Raw genomic sequence first — 16,029 nt, forward strand, 5'->3', positions numbered from 1 at the left:
TCAGTGTCCTTCCAGGGTGCGGAATGATCCGAACACCTCACCGTGCAGTTTCTCCCTGGCCCAGCGGGCGGCCTCGGCCGCGCTGGTCACCACGGCACGCATCTCCCGGGCGAACTCGGCCGACTCGCGATGGCGCAGGCCGCCGTGCATCTTGATGTCCACGATGTCTCCCGCGGCGGTCACGATCACCTCGATCGACTGGTCCGGCGAATGCACCGACACGGTGTGGACGGCCACCGCCGCACCGAAGTCGGCCTGCAACTCCTCGATGCGCCGATATCGGTCGATCGCCTCGTCGATCCACGCCTCGTCGATCTCGCGGGCCATTCAGGCTCCTCACCGCGCGTCATGCCACCGTCGCGTTCCGGGTTGAGACCGTACCCGCTCCGGTCACCGTCCCGCTACGGCCGTCAGTCCCCTGTGGATAACTTCGCCCACCAACACCCGCCGTCACATAGATCGCCATAAAAGGTGACCCGTAGTGATCAAAACAAACTTCGCGTGGCAAATCCGAACCGGAACCGCCCGAGCCGGCAACCCGGCGAGGACAAGGAACGGGCGAGGGACGAGGCAAAGAGCGAGGGCAAGGGCGAACGCCGAAGAAAAGACAGCGAGGCCGAGGCGACGGACAGACGGCGAGACGGAGACGAAGCAGCGCGGACAGGGGCTAAAAGTGACGGGAGCCAGGAGGGTGAGGGCAGGCAAGGACGAGTAGGCCCGATGAAAAGGCAGACGGGAACGGGCCGGGAGCACCAGCCAAGGCCGGACCGCGAGGTGGGCAACACCGCGGCTGGCTGAAACCGGGAGTTGGCGAGACCGCGGGCGGGTTGAGGCTGACCACCGACGGCCGGGAGTGGCCGTGACGCGGGGTCTGGGGTCTCGGACCCCAGGGAGATAATGGCTCGGTGAGTGTCCAGGGCGTGTTTTCGGAACTTGTGGGGCAGGACGAGCCGGTGCGGGTTCTGCGTCGGGCCGCTGCCTCGGCCGCTCGGGTCATGGCTGGGGAAGCCGATCCGGGGGGCGGGATGACGCACGCCTGGATCTTCACCGGGCCGCCGGGGGCACGGCGCACCGTGGCTGCCCGGGCGTTCGCCGCCGCCTTGCAGTGCGAGCGGGACGGTACCGGCTGCGGCGAGTGTCACGGGTGTCACACCGCGCTGGTCGGCACGCATGCGGACGTGCACGTGGTCGCCACCGAGGGGCTGAGCATCGGGGTCAAGGAGACCCGGCTGCTGGTGCTGCGGGCGGCCAGTGCCCCGTCCGGCAGCCGGTGGCAGGTGGTCATCGTGGAGGACGCCGACCGGCTCGGGGAGCGGGCCAGCAACGCGCTGCTGAAGGCGATCGAGGAGCCGTCGCCGCGGACCGTGTTCCTGCTGTGCACGCCGTCGGTGCATCCGGACGACATCATGGTGACGATCCGGTCGCGCTGCCGGGTGGTGTCGCTGATCCAGCCGTCGGCGGCGGCGCTCGGCGAGTTCCTGGTGCACCGGCACGGCATGGATCCGGAGCAGGCCGGCTGGGCGGCGGCGGCCGCGCAGGGTGACGTGGAGCGGGCCCGGCAGCTGGCGGCGGATCCGGAGTCCCGGTCGCGGCGTGACGACGTGCTGGGGGTGCCGCGCCGGCTGACCAACATCGGGGCGTGTTTCGAGGCGGCCGTGAAACTGGAGGCGGCCACCAAGCTGGAGGCGGCGAACGCGGTCGCCGAGCTGGATTCGACGGAGCGGGCCGCGCTGGAGCGGGCGCTGGGCGCGGGCGGCACCGGCCGGGGCGCGACGTCGGCGATGCGCGGGGCGGCCGGGCAGTTGAAGGAGCTGGAGCGGGCGCAGAAGGCGCGGGCCACCCGGGCGCAGCGGGACGCGATCGACCGGGCTCTGCAGGATCTGATCGGTTTCTACCGGGATGTGCTGGTCACCACGATGCGGGCGCCGGTGGCGATGGTGCACGGCGACCTGGCGCCGGTGACGACCGCGGCGGCTGAGAAGTGGACACCGGAGAGCACGCTGCGACGGCTGGAGGCGGTGCTGGCCTGCCGCGACTCGATCGACCGCAACGTGAAACCGCAGGTGGCGCTGGAAGCCATGATGGTCACCCTGTGGCGGGGCTGAAACCATATCGATAGACATGGATAAGCAGTAGCCTGAGGGCCATGTCGACAAGACGCGAGATCCTGGCCGTGGCGTCCGGCGCGGCGATCGCGGCAACGGGCCATCTGCCGAAAAAGGTCAAGAGCGATTGGTTCGGTACGTGGTCGGCCGCCCCCACCACCATCCCGCCGGGCGATCCGCTGATCCTGTCCGATCAGACCGTCCGCCAGGTGGCGCATCTCAGCCTCGGCGGTGACCAGGTCCGCCTGCGGTTGACCAACGAGTTCGGCGAGACCCCACTGCGGATCGGTGAGGTGCGAGCGGCGCTCCGGAAAGGCACCGGAACCAGCAACGACCGGCGGGTCACTTTCGGCGGACGGGGCTCGGTGACCGTACCGGCGGGAACTGCTCTGACCAGTGACCCGATCGCCTTGCCGGTGCCCGGCGGCGCCGACCTGGTGGTCAGCCTGCACCTGCCGGACCGCACGCCGGTGACCACCGTGGCCGCCTTCGCGTTCCAGGAGAACCTGATCGCGGCGGGCAACGTGACCGCGTCCCCGCACATCGAGCCGACCGCGACGATCACCCAGTACCTGTTCCTGAGTGGGGTCAGCGTCAGCACGAGGGGTAGCGGCACTGTCGTCACGCTCGGCGACTCGATCACCAACGGCGCGAACACCGAGACGAACGCCAATCATCGCTGGCCGGACCTGCTGGCGGCCCGGTTCCGGAAGGCCGGGATCGACCTGGGCGTGGCGAACGTCGGCATCTCCGGTAACCGGCTGTTGCACGACCCGAATCCGCCGGCGGGTGATCCGGCCGAGGAGTTCGCGGCGTGGTTCGGGCACAGCGCCCCGCGCCGTTTCGACCGGGACGTGCTGGCCCAACCCGGCGCCAGTCATCTGGTCGTCCTGCTCGGGGTGAACGATCTCGGTCATCCGGGCACGATCGCGCCGCTGGACGAGGTGGTCTCCGCCGAAGACCTGATCTGGGGCCACCGTCAGTTGATCACCAGGGCGCACCAGCAGGGCATCACCGCGATCGGCGCGACCATCCTGCCGTTCAAGGGCGACACGCTCGGCTTCTACACCCCGGAGAACGCCGCGAAGAGGCAGACGCTGAACCGGTGGATCCGGACGTCCGGCGAGTACGACGGGGTGATCGATTTCGACCGGGCGGTGCTCGATCCGGCCGATCCGGAACGCCTGGCCGCCGCTTTCGACAGCGGCGACCACCTGCACCCGAACGACGCCGGGATGGCCGCGATGGCGGCGGCCGTCCCGCTGAAGCTGTTCAAGAAGGCGGCATGACCGCCGTTCAGGGCACCGTGACCGGGTCGAGCAGGGTGGACAGCCGGCCGGTGACCGTCGACGCGATCTCGTCCAGTGGCCGGGACGCGTCCAGCACCAGGTAACGCTTGGGGTCGGAGGCGGCCAGGTCGAGGAAGGCGTAGCGGACCCGCTCGTGGAAGGCCCGCGACTCGCTCTCCAGCCGGTCGGCGCCCTCGCCCCGGGCGTCCACCCTGGTCAGGCCGACGGACGGGTCGACGTCGAGCAGGACCACCAGGTCGGGCTTGAGACCACCGGTGGCCCACGCGGACAGCCAGGAGATCTCCTGGACCGGCAGGGTCCGGCCGGCGCCCTGGTAGGCGAGTGACGAGTCGATGTAGCGGTCGCTGATCACGACCGCGCCCCGGCTGAGCGCGGGCCGGACCACGGTGGCCACGTGGTGGGCCCGGTCGGCGGCGTAGAGCAGCGCCTCGGCCCGGGCCGACGGGGCCTCGGCCTCGTTCAGCAGCAGCCCGCGGATCCGGGCGCCGACGTCGGTGGCGCCGGGTTCCCGGGTGACGACGACGTCGCGGCCCTCCGCCTTGAGTGCTTCGGCGAGCCGGGTGACCTGGGTCGACTTGCCCGCGCCCTCGCCACCTTCGAAGACCACGAAGACGCCGGAGCGGACGAACTCCTCGGGCGGCGACAGCGGGCGGCCGCGCAGCGAGCCGAGCAGGTCGGCGAGGACCGGCACACCCTTCTTGTCGTCCATCTGGCGGAAGCTGCCGATGCCGACCCAGATGCCGATCGCGCCGGCCACCAGCAGCAGCACCCGGGTGGACGAGACGTCGAAGGAGAGCGGGCCCAGCTCGACCCGGCGGGAGCTGCCGAGGCCGACCAGCACGCCGGCCACGGTGATCGCCAGCAGCAGCACGGTCCGGACGCCGATCTGCACGACCGCGAAGACCCGGCCGCGGACGGCGTCCTCGATCTCGCCGTACAGCAGGGTGGTGCCGGCCAGGAACGCCATGCCCGCGCCGGCGCCCACCAGCAGCGCGCCGACCAGGGCCATCGACAGGTGGAAGGCGAGGCCGAGGAACATCACCGAGCCGCTGGCCAGCACGATGCTCATGCCGAACCAGCGCCGCCGGGACAGGTCCTTGACGATCATCGGGCCGAGGCCGATGCCGAGGGCCAGGCCCATGAAGATGAAGCCGAAGAGCAAGGAGAACGCAGCTTCGCCGGCGCCCAGGGAGTAGGCGAAGGTACGGGCCGCGCCGATCACCACGCCACCGGCGGCGAACGCGCCGAAGATGCCGACGACCAGGCCGCGGACCAGCGGGGTGCTGCCGAGGTACTTCCACCCGTCCAGGAACTGCCGGGTCATGCTCTGCTCGGCGGCGTTCTTCAGCCGTTCCTCGCTCTTGCCGCCGATCTCCTTGATGCCGAAGAAGACGACGAGCGCGGTGGCCAGCCGGGACAGCGCGTTGATGTAGAGGGCGATCTGCACCGGCTGTGCCCAGTCTGGCAGGGCGACCCCGGACTGCTGCAGGCCGGCGGTCAGCGCGGAGAGCAGCAGCGCGGCCAGGATCGGGGTGATGCCGTACGTGGTGACCAGGGTGAGCTGGTTGGAGACCTCGATGTGCGACTTGGGGATCAGGTTCGGGACCGCGGCCTCCTTGGCCGGGATCCAGATCAGTGTGATCGCCTCGCCGATCAGGGTGGCGATGGTCGCCCAGGCCACCGTCTGGGCCGGGGAGGCGCCGAAGACCGGGGCGAGCGGGATCGAGCCGTAGATGACGAACCGCAGCAGGTCGACGATCACCATCGTGTAGCGACGGTCGAACCGGTCGGCGAGGACACCCGCGATCGGGCCGAGGACCAGGGCCGGGAGCAGGCGGACGGCGATGGTGCCACCGAACGCGGCGCCCTGGGCGGCGGTGTTCTCGAACTGGGCGGACGCGAAGAGCGCCGTGGCCAGGATGCCGATCCAGTCACCGAAGGAGGCGGCGGCGAGCACCAGCCAGAGCCGCCGGAAGCCACGCAGGCGCAGCACCGAGCGGAGCGCCGCCACACCGTTGAGGTCGACGGGCCCCGGGTCCTGTTGCTTGTCCGTACTGATGGCCCTACCTCCCGTGGTCACTGCTCGGAGCACTGTAACCGGCCGTCCCCCGAGGCGCGGGGCTGCCACGATCGGGCGGGGCAGAGATGAATGTCTTTCGTGTTACCCATCTCACGGGATACCGTGCTCGCGTGTTCCCCGACCGCAGCTCCCTGCGACAACGACTCGACAAGGCGACCGACCACCTGGAGACCCCGGTCGCGGTGGTCGACCTGGCCGCTTTCGACGACAACACGGCCCGGCTGACCACGCGTGCCGGCGGCAAGCCGCTGCGGGTGGCGAGCAAGTCGGTCCGCTGCCGGGCACTGCTGGAACGGGTCCTGAGCCGCCCCGGCTGGCACGGGGTGATGGCGTACACGCTGCCCGAGGCGATCTGGCTGGTCCGGTCCGGGGTGACCGACGACGTGCTGGTGGCGTACCCCACGGTGGACCGGGCCGCGCTCACCGAGCTGGCCGCCGACGAGGAACTCGCCGCGGCAATCACCCTGATGGTGGACGATCCGTCGCATCTCGACCTGATCGACCGGGTGGTGCCCCCGGCCGGCCGCCCGGCTCTCCGGCTGTGCGTCGATCTCGACGCCGCCTGGCGCCCGGCCGGCGCGCTGTACATCGGGGTGCGCCGGTCCCCCATCCACTCGGCCGCCCAGGCCGGTGAGCTGGCCCGGGCCATCGCCGCCCGGGACGGGTTCCGGCTGACCGGCGTGATGTGTTACGAGGCGCACATCGCCGGGGTCGGCGACGCCCCGCCCGGCCGGCCGGTGTGGGGCCGGGCGGTCCGCCTGATGCAGCGGCGGGCCATGCCCGAGTTGATGGAGCGCCGGGCGGCGGCGGTACGTGCCGTCCGGGAGCACGCCGATCTGGATTTCGTGAACGGCGGCGGGACCGGCAGTGTCGCCGCGACCAGCGCCGATCCGGCGGTCACCGAGGTGACCGCGGGTTCCGGCCTCTACGGCCCGACGCTGTTCGACGGTTATCGCGACTGGCGGCCCACGCCGGCGGCCTTCTTCGCGATGTCGGTGGTCCGCCGGCCGGCCCCGCGGATCGCCACGGTCCTGGGCGGCGGCTGGGTCGCGTCGGGCACCGGGGAGAAGTCCCGGCTGCCGACACCGTGGCTGCCCGAGGGGCTGAGTTTCAAGGCCGACGAGGGCGCCGGCGAGGTGCAGACGCCGCTGGTCGGCGCGGCCGCGGACCAGCTGGGGCCCGGCGACCGGGTGTGGTTCCGGCACGCCAAGGCCGGCGAGCTGTGCGAACACGTCAACGAGCTGCAGCTGGTCGACGGCGAGTCAGCCGCGCCGGCCCTCACGTACCGCGGAGAAGGCCGTGCCTTTCTGGGGTGACCCGGCCTCAGACCGTCACGTGACGGTGCAGGTACTCCCTTATCAGGGCTTTCGCCTCGCCGAGCACCATCTCGTCCCCGGTCGGGTCGCGACGGAACGCCAGCTTGATCAGCGCGTCCGCGGCCTCGACCGAGATCTGCAGCGCGAACCGCACGCCGCTGCGGTCACCCAGCTTGAACTGGTCGATCAGCAGATCGGCCAGGCGCTCGGCGATGACCGCGTTGTTGTCGCGGTCGGAGTCGAGCAGGTGCAGATCGACCACGTCACCGAAGTGCAGGGTCCGGAAACCCGGCACACTGCGGTGCATGTGGATGTAGGCGTCGATCGCGGCATCGACCGCGTCCCACCAATGGGTGAACGTCTCGCTGGCGAATCGGTCGGACAGGCTCTGCAGGTACGCGTCCATGTTGCGCAGTGCGAGCGCCTGGACGATGGCCCTTTTGTCCGGAAAGAACTGATAGACCGAGCCGATCGCGACCTCGGCGCGCTCAGCGAGCAGCGTGGTGGTCAGGCCCTCGTAACCGACCTCGTCGACCAGCTCAGCGCAGGCGTCGAGCATGCGCTGCACGCGGGCAACGCTTCTGCCCTGCACCGGGACCCGCCTCAGCGGTCCGGTGCTGACGGTTGGTGTCGACACGCGTCGCCACTCCCTCTCAGCAAAGAGATCCGTTCACGACCGGAGCTCGCAAGGAAACATGTTCACCGTCGTGAATAAATCTCATCGTTAAATCGAACGTTACTCGGATCAACGAGCGAGGGGCATCGACGGGACGCCGGGTCACGGTGTCCGCTCGGACGGAGGACAAAGGCCAGAATGACTACACCCGTTAATTCCCGTCGGTGGACCAACTGGGGCCGCAATCAGGAGTCGGTCGCCGAGGTGCTGACGCCTGGCGGTATCGACGAGGTCGTCACCGCCGTGAGCCGGGCCGCCGAGGACGGCCGCCGGGTCAAGGTGGTCGGCAGCGGTCACTCCTTCACCTCCATCGCGGTCGCCGACGATCAGCGGATGTACGTGAACCGGCTCACCCACCTGATCAGCGTCGACGGGCCGCTGGTGACCGTCCAGGCCGGAATGCCGCTGTCCACGCTGAACCGGGTGCTCGCCGAGAACGGCCTGGCCATGCCCAATCTGGGTGACATCGACGCGCAGACGGTGGCCGGCGCGATCTCCACCGGAACGCACGGCACCGGGCTCGGGCACGGCACGCTGGCGTCCTGTGTCGAGGCGGTGACCATGGTCACCGCGACCGGGACGATCGAGCGGTACACCACGGACTCCCCCGAGTTCGGTGCGATCCGGCTCGGGCTCGGGGCGCTCGGCGTGATCGTCGAGGTCACCCTCCGGTGTGTGCCGGGGTTCACACTGCTCGCCGACGAGCGGCCGATGGCGCTGCCGGACATGCTGGCCGGACTGGACGAGTGGCTGCCGGCCAACGACCACGTCGAGTTCTTCTGGTACCCGTACACCGACCGGGGTCAACTGAAGATCAACAAGCGGGTGGACGAGGACGACCGGCCGCTGTCGAGGTTCCGGGGCTGGCTCGACGACGACTTCCTGTCCAACACCGTCTGGAAGGGCGTCTGCGCGCTGGGGCGCCGGGTTCCCGGCACCGTCCCGCTGCTCAACGGCGTCTCGGCCCGGGCCCTCAGCGCACGCAGTTACACCGGCCGGTCGCACGAGGTGTTCTGCTCCCTGCGCAAGGTCAAATTCACTGAGATGGAGTACGAGGTACCGCGCGCCGCCCTCCCCGAAGTCCTCGGCGCGCTCACCCGGATCTTCGAACAACTGCCGTTCCGGGTGCAGTTCCCGGTCGAGGTCCGCTTCACCGGCCCGGACGACGTGTGGCTGTCGCACGGGTATGGCCGGGAGTCCGCCTACATCGCGGTGCACCAGTACTTCGGCGCGCCCTACGAGCCCTACTTCCGGGCCTTCGAAGCCGTCTGCGCCGGGCTGGGCGGGCGGCCGCACTGGGGCAAGCTGCACTATCGGGACGCCGAGTCGCTGCGACCGGCGTACCCCCGCTTCGACGACTTCCTGGCCGTCCGGGACCGCCTGGACCCGCAGCGGATGTTCACCAACGAATACCTGAAGCGGGTCCTGGGCAGCTGACGTCGTGGTGAGTCACGGATCGCTCCGCGACTCACCCGAACGTCACTCGGCCGCGGTGGTGGCCTTACGCGGCGCGGCCTTCTTGGCCGGCGCCTTCTTGGCCGCCGTGGTGGTCTTCGCCGCCGTGGTCTTCTTGGCGGCGGTCGTCGTCTTCTTCGCGGCGGTGGCCCGCTTCGCCGGCGCCTTCTTGGCCGGCGTGGCGCCGTCCTGTTTGGCGGCAGCTGCCTTGGCCGGAGCCTTCTTCGCGGCGGCCCGCTTCTTCGGAGCCGGGCCCTTCGCCCGCTTGTCCGCGATCATCTGGACCGCCTCCTCCAGAGTGATCTCCTCCGGAGTCTGGTCCCGCCGCAGCGTCGCGTTGAACTCGCCGTCGGTCACGTACGACCCGAACCGGCCGTCCTTGATCACCAGCGGCTTCTTGCTGACCGGGTCCTCGCCCAGCTCCCGCAGCGGCGGCTTGGCGGTCCGGGACTGACGGGTCTTCGGCTGCGCCAGCAGGGCCAGCGCCTCCTCCAGGGTGATCGTCAGCAGCTGGCTCTCGCTGGCCAGCGACCGCGAGTCCTTCTCCCGGGAGATGTACGGCCCGAACTTGCCGTTGCGGGCCACGATCTCGTTGCCGTCGGCGTCCTTGCCCACCACCCGCGGCAGTTTCAGCAGGTCGAGCGCCTGCTCCAGGGTGACCGTCTGCGGCGACTGGTCCTTGAACAGCGACGACTTGCGCTCACCGGCCGAGACGTACGGCCCGAAGCGGCCCGATTTCACGGTCACCTCGTCACCGGTCACCGGGTCCTCGCCGAGCACCCGGTCGCCGTTGCCGGCCAGGAACAGCTCCTCGACCTTCTCCGGGGTCAGCTCGTCGGGCGCGATCCCCTCCGGCAGCGAGGCCTTGTCCTCGGGCGCGTCCTCGCCCCCGTCGATGGCTTTACGCTGCAGGTACGGACCGAACTTGCCGACCCGGACCACGGTCCGGCGGTTCTCTTCGTCGACGAAGAGCGGGATCGAGTTGACCTCGCGGGCGTCGATCGCGCTGAGGTTCTCGGTGACCATCTTCTTCAGGCCGCCGGCCTTGGCGATGTCGTCGTCGGCGCCGGTCTCCTGGCTGCCGAAGTAGAACGACGACAGGAAGTTCAGCTGGGTGCCGTCACCGGCGGCGATGTCGTCGAGCTGGCCCTCCATCGCGGCGGTGAAGTTGTAGTCCACCAGTCGCGGGTAGTGCCCCTCGAGCAGGCCGATCACCGCGAACGCCAGGAACGACGGGATCATCGCCTGGCCGCGCTTCTCCACGTACCCGCGGTCCTGGATCGTCTGCATGATCGACGAGTACGTCGAGGGCCGGCCGATGCCCAGCTCCTCCAGCGCCTTGACCAGCGACGCCTCGGTGTACCGCGCCGGGGGCGAGGTGTGGTGGCCGGCCGCGTTCAGCGCGTCGGCGCTCAGCGGCTGGTCCTTCACCAGGTTCGGCAGGCGGCGCTCGGCATCGTCGGACTCGGCGTTCTCGTCGTCCGAGGACTCGACGTAGGCGCGCAGGAAGCCCGGGTCGGTGATGGTCTTGCCGGAGGCGGCGAAGTCGGCCTCCTCACCCGCGGCGGTGGTCGCCCGGATCCGGACGCTGATCGAGTTACCGACCGCGTCGGTCATCTGCGAGGCGATGGTGCGGCGCCAGATCAGCTCGTAGAGCCGGAACTCGTCGCTGCTCAGCTCGTTGGCGACCTCACCGGGGGTACGGAAGTTGTCCCCCGCCGGGCGGATCGCCTCGTGCGCCTCCTGGGCGCCCTTGGCCTTGGTGGTGTACTTCCGCGGCTGCGGCGGGACGTTGCCCGGCCCGTACAGCTCGGCGATCTGCCGGCGGGCGGCGGCCACCGCGGTCTCGGACAGGTTCACCGAGTCGGTACGCATGTAGGTGATGTAGCCCTTCTCGTACAGGCTCTGCGCGGTGCGCATCGTCTGCTGCGAGGAGGACCGCATCTTGCGCGCGGCTTCCTGCTGGAGCGTGGAGGTGATGAACGGCGCGTACGGCCGGCGGCGGTACGGCTTCTCCTCGGTCCGGGTGACCGTGAACGGCCGGTTCTCCAGACGGGCGGCCAGCCCGCGGGCGCCGTCACCGTCCAGCTGCACCGCGGTGGAGGCGGGCCTGAGCTGCCCGGTGGTCGGCTCGAAGTCCTTGCCGGTGGCGATCCGGTCGCCGTTCAGCGCGATCAGCGTGGCGTTGAACGTGCGCGGGCCCTCGACCTGACCCTGAACGGCCAGGTGGGCCAGGATGTCCCAGTACTCCGCGGAACGGAACGCCATCCGCTGCCGCTCGCGCTCGACGACGATGCGGGTGGCGACGGACTGCACACGGCCCGCCGACAGGCCGCGCATCACCTTCTTCCACAGGACCGGGCTGACCTCGTAGCCGTAGAGCCGGTCCAGGATGCGGCGGGCCTCCTGCGCGTCGACCAGCGAGCGGTCGATGTCACGCGGGTTCGCCACGGCCGCCTGGATGGCCGGCTTGGTGATCTCGTGGAAGACCATCCGCTTGAACGGGACCTTGGGCTTGATCGTCTCGATCAGGTGCCAGGCGATGGCCTCGCCCTCGCGGTCCTCATCGGTGGCGAGGAAGATCTCGTCGACCTCCTTGGCCAGCCGCTTCAGCTTGGCCACCTGCTGCTTGCGACTGTCGGAGATCACGTAGAGCGCGTGGAAGCCGTTGTCGACGTCGACCCCGAGCCGGGCCCACGGCTGGCCCTTGAACTCCTCCGGCACCTCGTCGGCGTTGCGCGGCAGGTCCCGGATATGCCCGACGGAGGCCTCGACCAGATAGTCGGGGCCCAGGTAACCGGCGATCGTCTTGGCCTTCGACGGGGACTCGACGATGACCAGACGGGTCGTCCTGGCGTTACTCGGCACGGCACTCCTTATTTGACCCTCAGCGCTCCCCGCTTCATCCGGTCTTGGCGTCCGGTTGGGGCACAGACGTTCAACGTAACGCGCCGGACAAGCTCCCATTCCCGGGGAAGCCCGCAGTCGGATGGTAACGGTACGGCCACCGCATGCGTCCGACCGCGACACCGTACACCGGGAAGACAGTGTTATGTCGGACACAATCCCGGAAGATCACGCGTCCGCACCGCCGGGCCAGAACTCCTCCGGGGCAGCGGACGGGCGTTCGCCCACCAACTCGGCCAGCCGGCGCAACCGCCGACGGCCGGTGATCAGATACCGCCGTCCGTCATCCGACACCCGGCCGGCCAGACCCGCCCGGACCAGCGCGGCCGCCACCTCGGGGCGGTCCTCCGCCGGGTCCAGGCCGAGCTGGTAGCCACCGGGGCGCGGGCTCCCGGCGGCGGCCACCCACAGACGCAGACGGGGGCCGGAGAGAAAGAGTTGCGCGGAGGCGTCCGGCCAGGCGAGAGCAAGACCGTTCAACCTCCGGGAGTACGCGGTACGAACCTCGAAGAGCGGCTGTTTCGGCTCCGGTGAAATCGGCGACGTGTCGTTCGCCTCGTTTTCCACGGGCGCCTCGTCGTTTTCCACGGGCGCCTCGTCCGGGCGTACCGCGGCAATCGGCTCTTGATCTTGAACTGGCTCGTCCTCGACCGGCTCCCAGCTGGCGGTCAGACCGCGCGCGACCAGCTCGGTGACCAGGACGTGCACCCGCCAGCCGGCGTCCACCCGGATCGACACCCGGGCCGTGCCACCCATCCGGTCCAGCCGGCCCGGACCGGTCAGCAGGCCGGCGACGTCGGTCGGTGACGGCTCGGTGGTCTCGGCGCCGAACATCGACAACTGACGGCCCGGCGGCGTCTCCGGATGACCGGCGGCACGCCGCTCGGTGCGCTTCGCCACCGGCACCGGCGGGGGAAGCACCTCCCGCGGGATCAATGGCCAGCCGGTCTCGGTCATCGGCACTCGGGCAGCGAGTCGAAGGCCTGTCTCAGCTCGACCGACTCCAGGCTCGTGGTGTCCAGGCTGCTCTTCTGATACTCCGTGCCGAGCTCCTCGACCACCTTGCCGACCTCCGAGTAGAAGCCCTTGACGTCACTGGTGGCCAGGCCCTGGATGCCGGAGCTGGCGTGCTCGTAGGCGGTCTTGATGCCGGACAGCGAGGTCTGGAACCCCTCGGCGATGGCCTCGCCGTTGGTCACGTCGGGCACCCCGGCCTTCGCCACACCGTCCCTCGCCTTCTCACTGGCGACGGCGGCCCCGTCGAAGAGCCGGGCCAGATTCTCCTTCGCCTGACCGGGAGTGGTCTCAGCGGTCATCTGCTGCTGGGTGCGGGCGGTCAGCGAGTCGATCTCGGCCCGCCAGGGACTCAGCGTGGTGCACACCAGCGCCGCCCAGGCGTGTGCCCCCGGATTGGCGGAGCAGGCCGCCAACGGTGCGGAGAGCGCGAGAAGAAGGGCGAGGGAGATCGGGCGGGCCGCACGCATGCAAGCAGGGTACGACTATGGTCGGACTCTTCACACGTCTCGATGGCGGTAATACGAAGGGCACCCGGTCGCGCCGGGCGCCCTTCGTGACCGTTTCGACCCTTTGTCAGACGTTGTCCTTGACCCGGGACGGCTCGGTGGTCCGGGCGTCCTGGACCGCCTTGGCCGTGTCCGCGGCACCGGCCGTGGCAGCGGCGGCGCTGTCGTCGCCGATCGCGATCGGCTTGCGCTTGCTCCACACCACCGCCGCGGTCACCACCGCCACCGCGACCAGCGCGATGCCGATCCGCAGCGCCGGGTTCGCGTCCGCGCCGTAGCTCCAGGTCACCACCGCCGGGGCGATCAGCAGCGAGACCAGGTTCATCACCTTGAGCAGCGGGTTGATGGCCGGGCCGGCGGTGTCCTTGAACGGGTCGCCGACGGTGTCGCCGATGACCGTGGCGGCGTGCGCCTCGGACCCCTTGCCACCGAACGCCCCGTCCTCCACCAGCTTCTTCGCGTTGTCCCACGCCCCACCGGAGTTGGACAGGAACACCGCCATCAGGGTGCCGGTGCCGATCGCGCCGGCCAGGTACGCGGCCAGCGCGCCCGGACCCAGGCCGAAGCCCACCGCGATCGGGGCCATGATCGCCAGCAGACCGGGGGTGAGCAGCTCACGCTGCGCGTCCCGGGTGCAGATGTCGACGACCCGGCCGTACTCCGGGCGCTGGGTGTAGTCCATGATCCCGGGGAACTCCCGGAACTGGCGCCGCACCTCCATCACGACCGCGCCGGCCGACCGGGACACCGCGTTGATCGCCAGGCCGGAGAAGAGGAACACCACCGCCGAACCGATCAGCAGACCCACCAGAGCGCGCGGGTTGGAGATGTTCAGCTGGTTCAGGATCTCCGTCGGAGCGTCCGCGATCCCCGCCCCCGTCAGCGAACTGAGCAGGCTGTTCGTGTACGACCCGAACAGCGCCGTGGCGGCGAGCACCGCGGTCGCGATCGCGATGCCCTTGGTGATCGCCTTGGTGGTGTTGCCGACCGCGTCGAGCTCGGTGAGGATCTGCGCGCCCCGCTCGTCGACGTCACCGGACATCTCGGCGATGCCCTGCGCGTTGTCCGAGATCGGGCCGAACGTGTCCATCGCCACGATCACGCCGACCGTGGTCAGCAGACCGGTGCCGGCCAGCGCCACCGCGAACAGCGACAGCGTCAGCGACGAGCCGCCGAGCAGGAACGCGCCGAAGACACCCGCGCCGAGCAGCAGCGCCGAGTAGACCGCCGACTCCAGGCCGACGCTGATGCCGGCCAGGACCACGGTGGCCGCGCCGGTCTGCGACGACTTGCCGATGTCCTGCACCGGGCGCCTGTTGGTCTCGGTGAAGTAGCCGGTCAGCGCCTGGATGGCGGCGGCCAGCAGAATGCCGATCACCACCGCGCCGACCGCGACGACCTGCGGGTTCTGACCGCTGTTCAGGATGTCCTCGGCGATGCCCGCATCCGCGCCGAAACCGGCGAAGGTGGTCGGCAGGTAGACGAAGCTGACCGCGGCCACCGCGATCGCCGAGATCGCCGCCGAGATGTAGAACGCCCGGTTGATCGCGGTGAGACCGTTGCGGTCACTGGCCCGCAGCCGGGTGATGAAGACACCGATGATCGCGATCAGCACACCGATCGTGGAGATGATCAGCGGGAAGATCAGGCCGTCCTGGCCGAACGCCGCCGAACCCAGGATCAGGGCCGCGACCAGGGTGACCGCATAGGACTCGAACAGGTCGGCGGCCATGCCGGCACAGTCACCGACGTTGTCGCCCACGTTGTCGGCGATGGTCGCCGCGTTGCGCGGGTCGTCCTCCGGGATGCCCTGCTCGACCTTGCCGACCAGGTCCGCGCCGACATCCGCGGCCTTGGTGAAGATGCCGCCGCCGACCCGCATGAACATGGCCAGCAGCGCGGCGCCGAAACCGAAGCCCTCCAGCACCGTCGGCGCGTCACCCTTGAAGATCAGCACGACCAGGGCGCCACCGAACAGTCCGAGACCGACGGTGAGGAAGCCGACCACGCCACCGGTACGGAACGCGATACCCATCGCCTTCTCCCGGCCGCCCTGCTCACCGGCGGCCGCCGCGACCCGCAGGTTCGCCCGCGTCGCCAGCGCCATGCCGGCGCCGCCGATGAACGAGCTGAAAACCGCGCCGACGATGAAGAACAACGAGCGGCCGATCTTGACCAGGGTCTCGTTGTCGGTCTCGTGCACCGGAAGGAGGAAGAGCAGAACGACGGCGATGACGACGAAGATGCCGAGGGTCTTGAACTGCCGGAAGAGGTACGCCGAAGCGCCCTCCTGCACGGCGCCCGCGATCTCCTGCATCTTCGGTGTGCCGCGGGCCGTCCGCAGCACCGATTGGACGAACGCGGCGGCGAACCCCAGTGCTACCAGGGAGAACACCAGCGCGACGACGACGAATGTGATGTTGGAACCGGTCAGGGATGCTCCGCCACCCTCGGCGGCGAGCTCTATTACCTCAGCATCGGACATCAATGTCCTCCTGTGCACCGATGGCGCCCGGCAGGGTGGACGAGACCCTTCGGGCGCATTCCCCGGGGAGCCGGGGAACGACCGACCAGACCTGCGGACGCGAGGCCGGTGAGTAGCTGACAACTCGCGTACTGTATAGGTCTTAAGTGTCGGTCGTCACAAGTAGCACCAG

Annotated in this window: 11 protein-coding genes; 4 read left to right on the forward strand and 7 right to left on the reverse strand. The window is 69.8% G+C overall.

Translation table 11 applies throughout. The features are described from left to right. Positions 1-327: a YbaB/EbfC family DNA-binding protein gene (locus Aco03nite_RS33485; protein WP_203802308.1), complete on the reverse strand. Its 327-nt coding sequence runs from the start codon at positions 325-327 to the stop codon at positions 1-3. Positions 328-905: 578 nt separating this feature from the next. Here Aco03nite_RS33485 and Aco03nite_RS33490 point away from each other — a divergent pair. Both Aco03nite_RS33490 and Aco03nite_RS33495 read left to right on the forward strand, forming a co-directional pair. Continuing rightward, positions 906-2,105, forward strand: a complete 1,200-nt coding sequence (locus Aco03nite_RS33490; RefSeq protein WP_239145658.1) for a DNA polymerase III subunit delta' — start codon at positions 906-908, stop codon at positions 2,103-2,105. Positions 2,106-2,146: 41 nt separating this feature from the next. Then, a complete protein-coding gene (locus Aco03nite_RS33495; RefSeq protein ID WP_203802314.1) occupies positions 2,147-3,394 on the forward strand; it encodes an SGNH/GDSL hydrolase family protein in 1,248 nt (415 codons plus the stop codon). A gap of 7 nt (positions 3,395-3,401) precedes the next feature. Here the strand turns inward: Aco03nite_RS33495 and tmk are convergent, their stop codons facing one another. Next, positions 3,402-5,495: a dTMP kinase gene (gene tmk / locus Aco03nite_RS33500; protein WP_203802315.1), complete on the reverse strand. Its 2,094-nt coding sequence runs from the start codon at positions 5,493-5,495 to the stop codon at positions 3,402-3,404. 65 nt (positions 5,496-5,560) lie between these two features. Here tmk and Aco03nite_RS33505 point away from each other — a divergent pair, with 65 nt between their 5' ends. Further along, positions 5,561-6,811, forward strand: coding sequence for an amino acid deaminase/aldolase (locus tag Aco03nite_RS33505; RefSeq protein ID WP_373872651.1), 1,251 nt, complete (start codon positions 5,561-5,563; stop codon positions 6,809-6,811). Between the two features lie 7 nt (positions 6,812-6,818). Here Aco03nite_RS33505 and Aco03nite_RS33510 read toward each other — a convergent pair whose 3' ends face one another. Continuing rightward, positions 6,819-7,448: a TetR/AcrR family transcriptional regulator gene (locus Aco03nite_RS33510; protein WP_203802317.1), complete on the reverse strand. Its 630-nt coding sequence runs from the start codon at positions 7,446-7,448 to the stop codon at positions 6,819-6,821. 177 nt (positions 7,449-7,625) lie between these two features. Between Aco03nite_RS33510 and Aco03nite_RS33515 the strand changes: the two genes are divergently transcribed. Then, positions 7,626-8,924 (forward strand): D-arabinono-1,4-lactone oxidase, encoded by a 1,299-nt coding sequence (locus tag Aco03nite_RS33515; protein WP_203802318.1) that lies wholly within the window; start codon positions 7,626-7,628, stop codon positions 8,922-8,924. Between the two features lie 42 nt (positions 8,925-8,966). On the opposite strand, the gene topA is transcribed toward Aco03nite_RS33515, so the two are convergent. From topA to Aco03nite_RS33535, 4 genes are all read right to left on the reverse strand, one after another. After that, positions 8,967-11,810 (reverse strand): type I DNA topoisomerase, encoded by a 2,844-nt coding sequence (gene topA, locus Aco03nite_RS33520; RefSeq protein WP_203802319.1) that lies wholly within the window; start codon positions 11,808-11,810, stop codon positions 8,967-8,969. 207 nt (positions 11,811-12,017) lie between these two features. Further along, a complete protein-coding gene (locus Aco03nite_RS33525) occupies positions 12,018-12,806 on the reverse strand; it encodes a hypothetical protein (RefSeq protein WP_203802321.1) in 789 nt (262 codons plus the stop codon). Beyond that, positions 12,803-13,333 (reverse strand): hypothetical protein, encoded by a 531-nt coding sequence (locus Aco03nite_RS33530; RefSeq protein ID WP_203802324.1) that lies wholly within the window; start codon positions 13,331-13,333, stop codon positions 12,803-12,805. The genes Aco03nite_RS33525 and Aco03nite_RS33530 overlap by 4 nt, the downstream gene beginning before the upstream one ends. 106 nt (positions 13,334-13,439) lie before the next feature. Beyond that, the gene (locus Aco03nite_RS33535; protein ID WP_203802325.1) at positions 13,440-15,857 is read right to left on the reverse strand and encodes a sodium-translocating pyrophosphatase; all 2,418 of its coding nucleotides are present in this window, start codon (positions 15,855-15,857) and stop codon (positions 13,440-13,442) included. Positions 15,858-16,029 lie beyond the last annotated feature (172 nt).

The organism is Actinoplanes couchii, from assembly GCF_016862075.1.
Lineage (GTDB): Bacteria > Actinomycetota > Actinomycetes > Mycobacteriales > Micromonosporaceae > Actinoplanes > Actinoplanes couchii.

Coding starts and splice junctions, on each gene's coding strand:
- Aco03nite_RS33530 (WP_203802324.1), bottom strand. CDS start 13,333: ATGCGTGCGGCCCGCCCGATCTCCCTCGCCCTTCTTCTCGCGCTCTCC.
- Aco03nite_RS33515 (WP_203802318.1), top strand. CDS start 7,626: ATGACTACACCCGTTAATTCCCGTCGGTGGACCAACTGGGGCCGCAAT.
- Aco03nite_RS33535 (WP_203802325.1), bottom strand. CDS start 15,857: ATGTCCGATGCTGAGGTAATAGAGCTCGCCGCCGAGGGTGGCGGAGCA.
- Aco03nite_RS33505 (WP_373872651.1), top strand. CDS start 5,561: ATGAATGTCTTTCGTGTTACCCATCTCACGGGATACCGTGCTCGCGTG.
- Aco03nite_RS33485 (WP_203802308.1), bottom strand. CDS start 327: ATGGCCCGCGAGATCGACGAGGCGTGGATCGACGAGGCGATCGACCGA.
- Aco03nite_RS33525 (WP_203802321.1), bottom strand. CDS start 12,806: ATGACCGAGACCGGCTGGCCATTGATCCCGCGGGAGGTGCTTCCCCCG.
- Aco03nite_RS33495 (WP_203802314.1), top strand. CDS start 2,147: ATGTCGACAAGACGCGAGATCCTGGCCGTGGCGTCCGGCGCGGCGATC.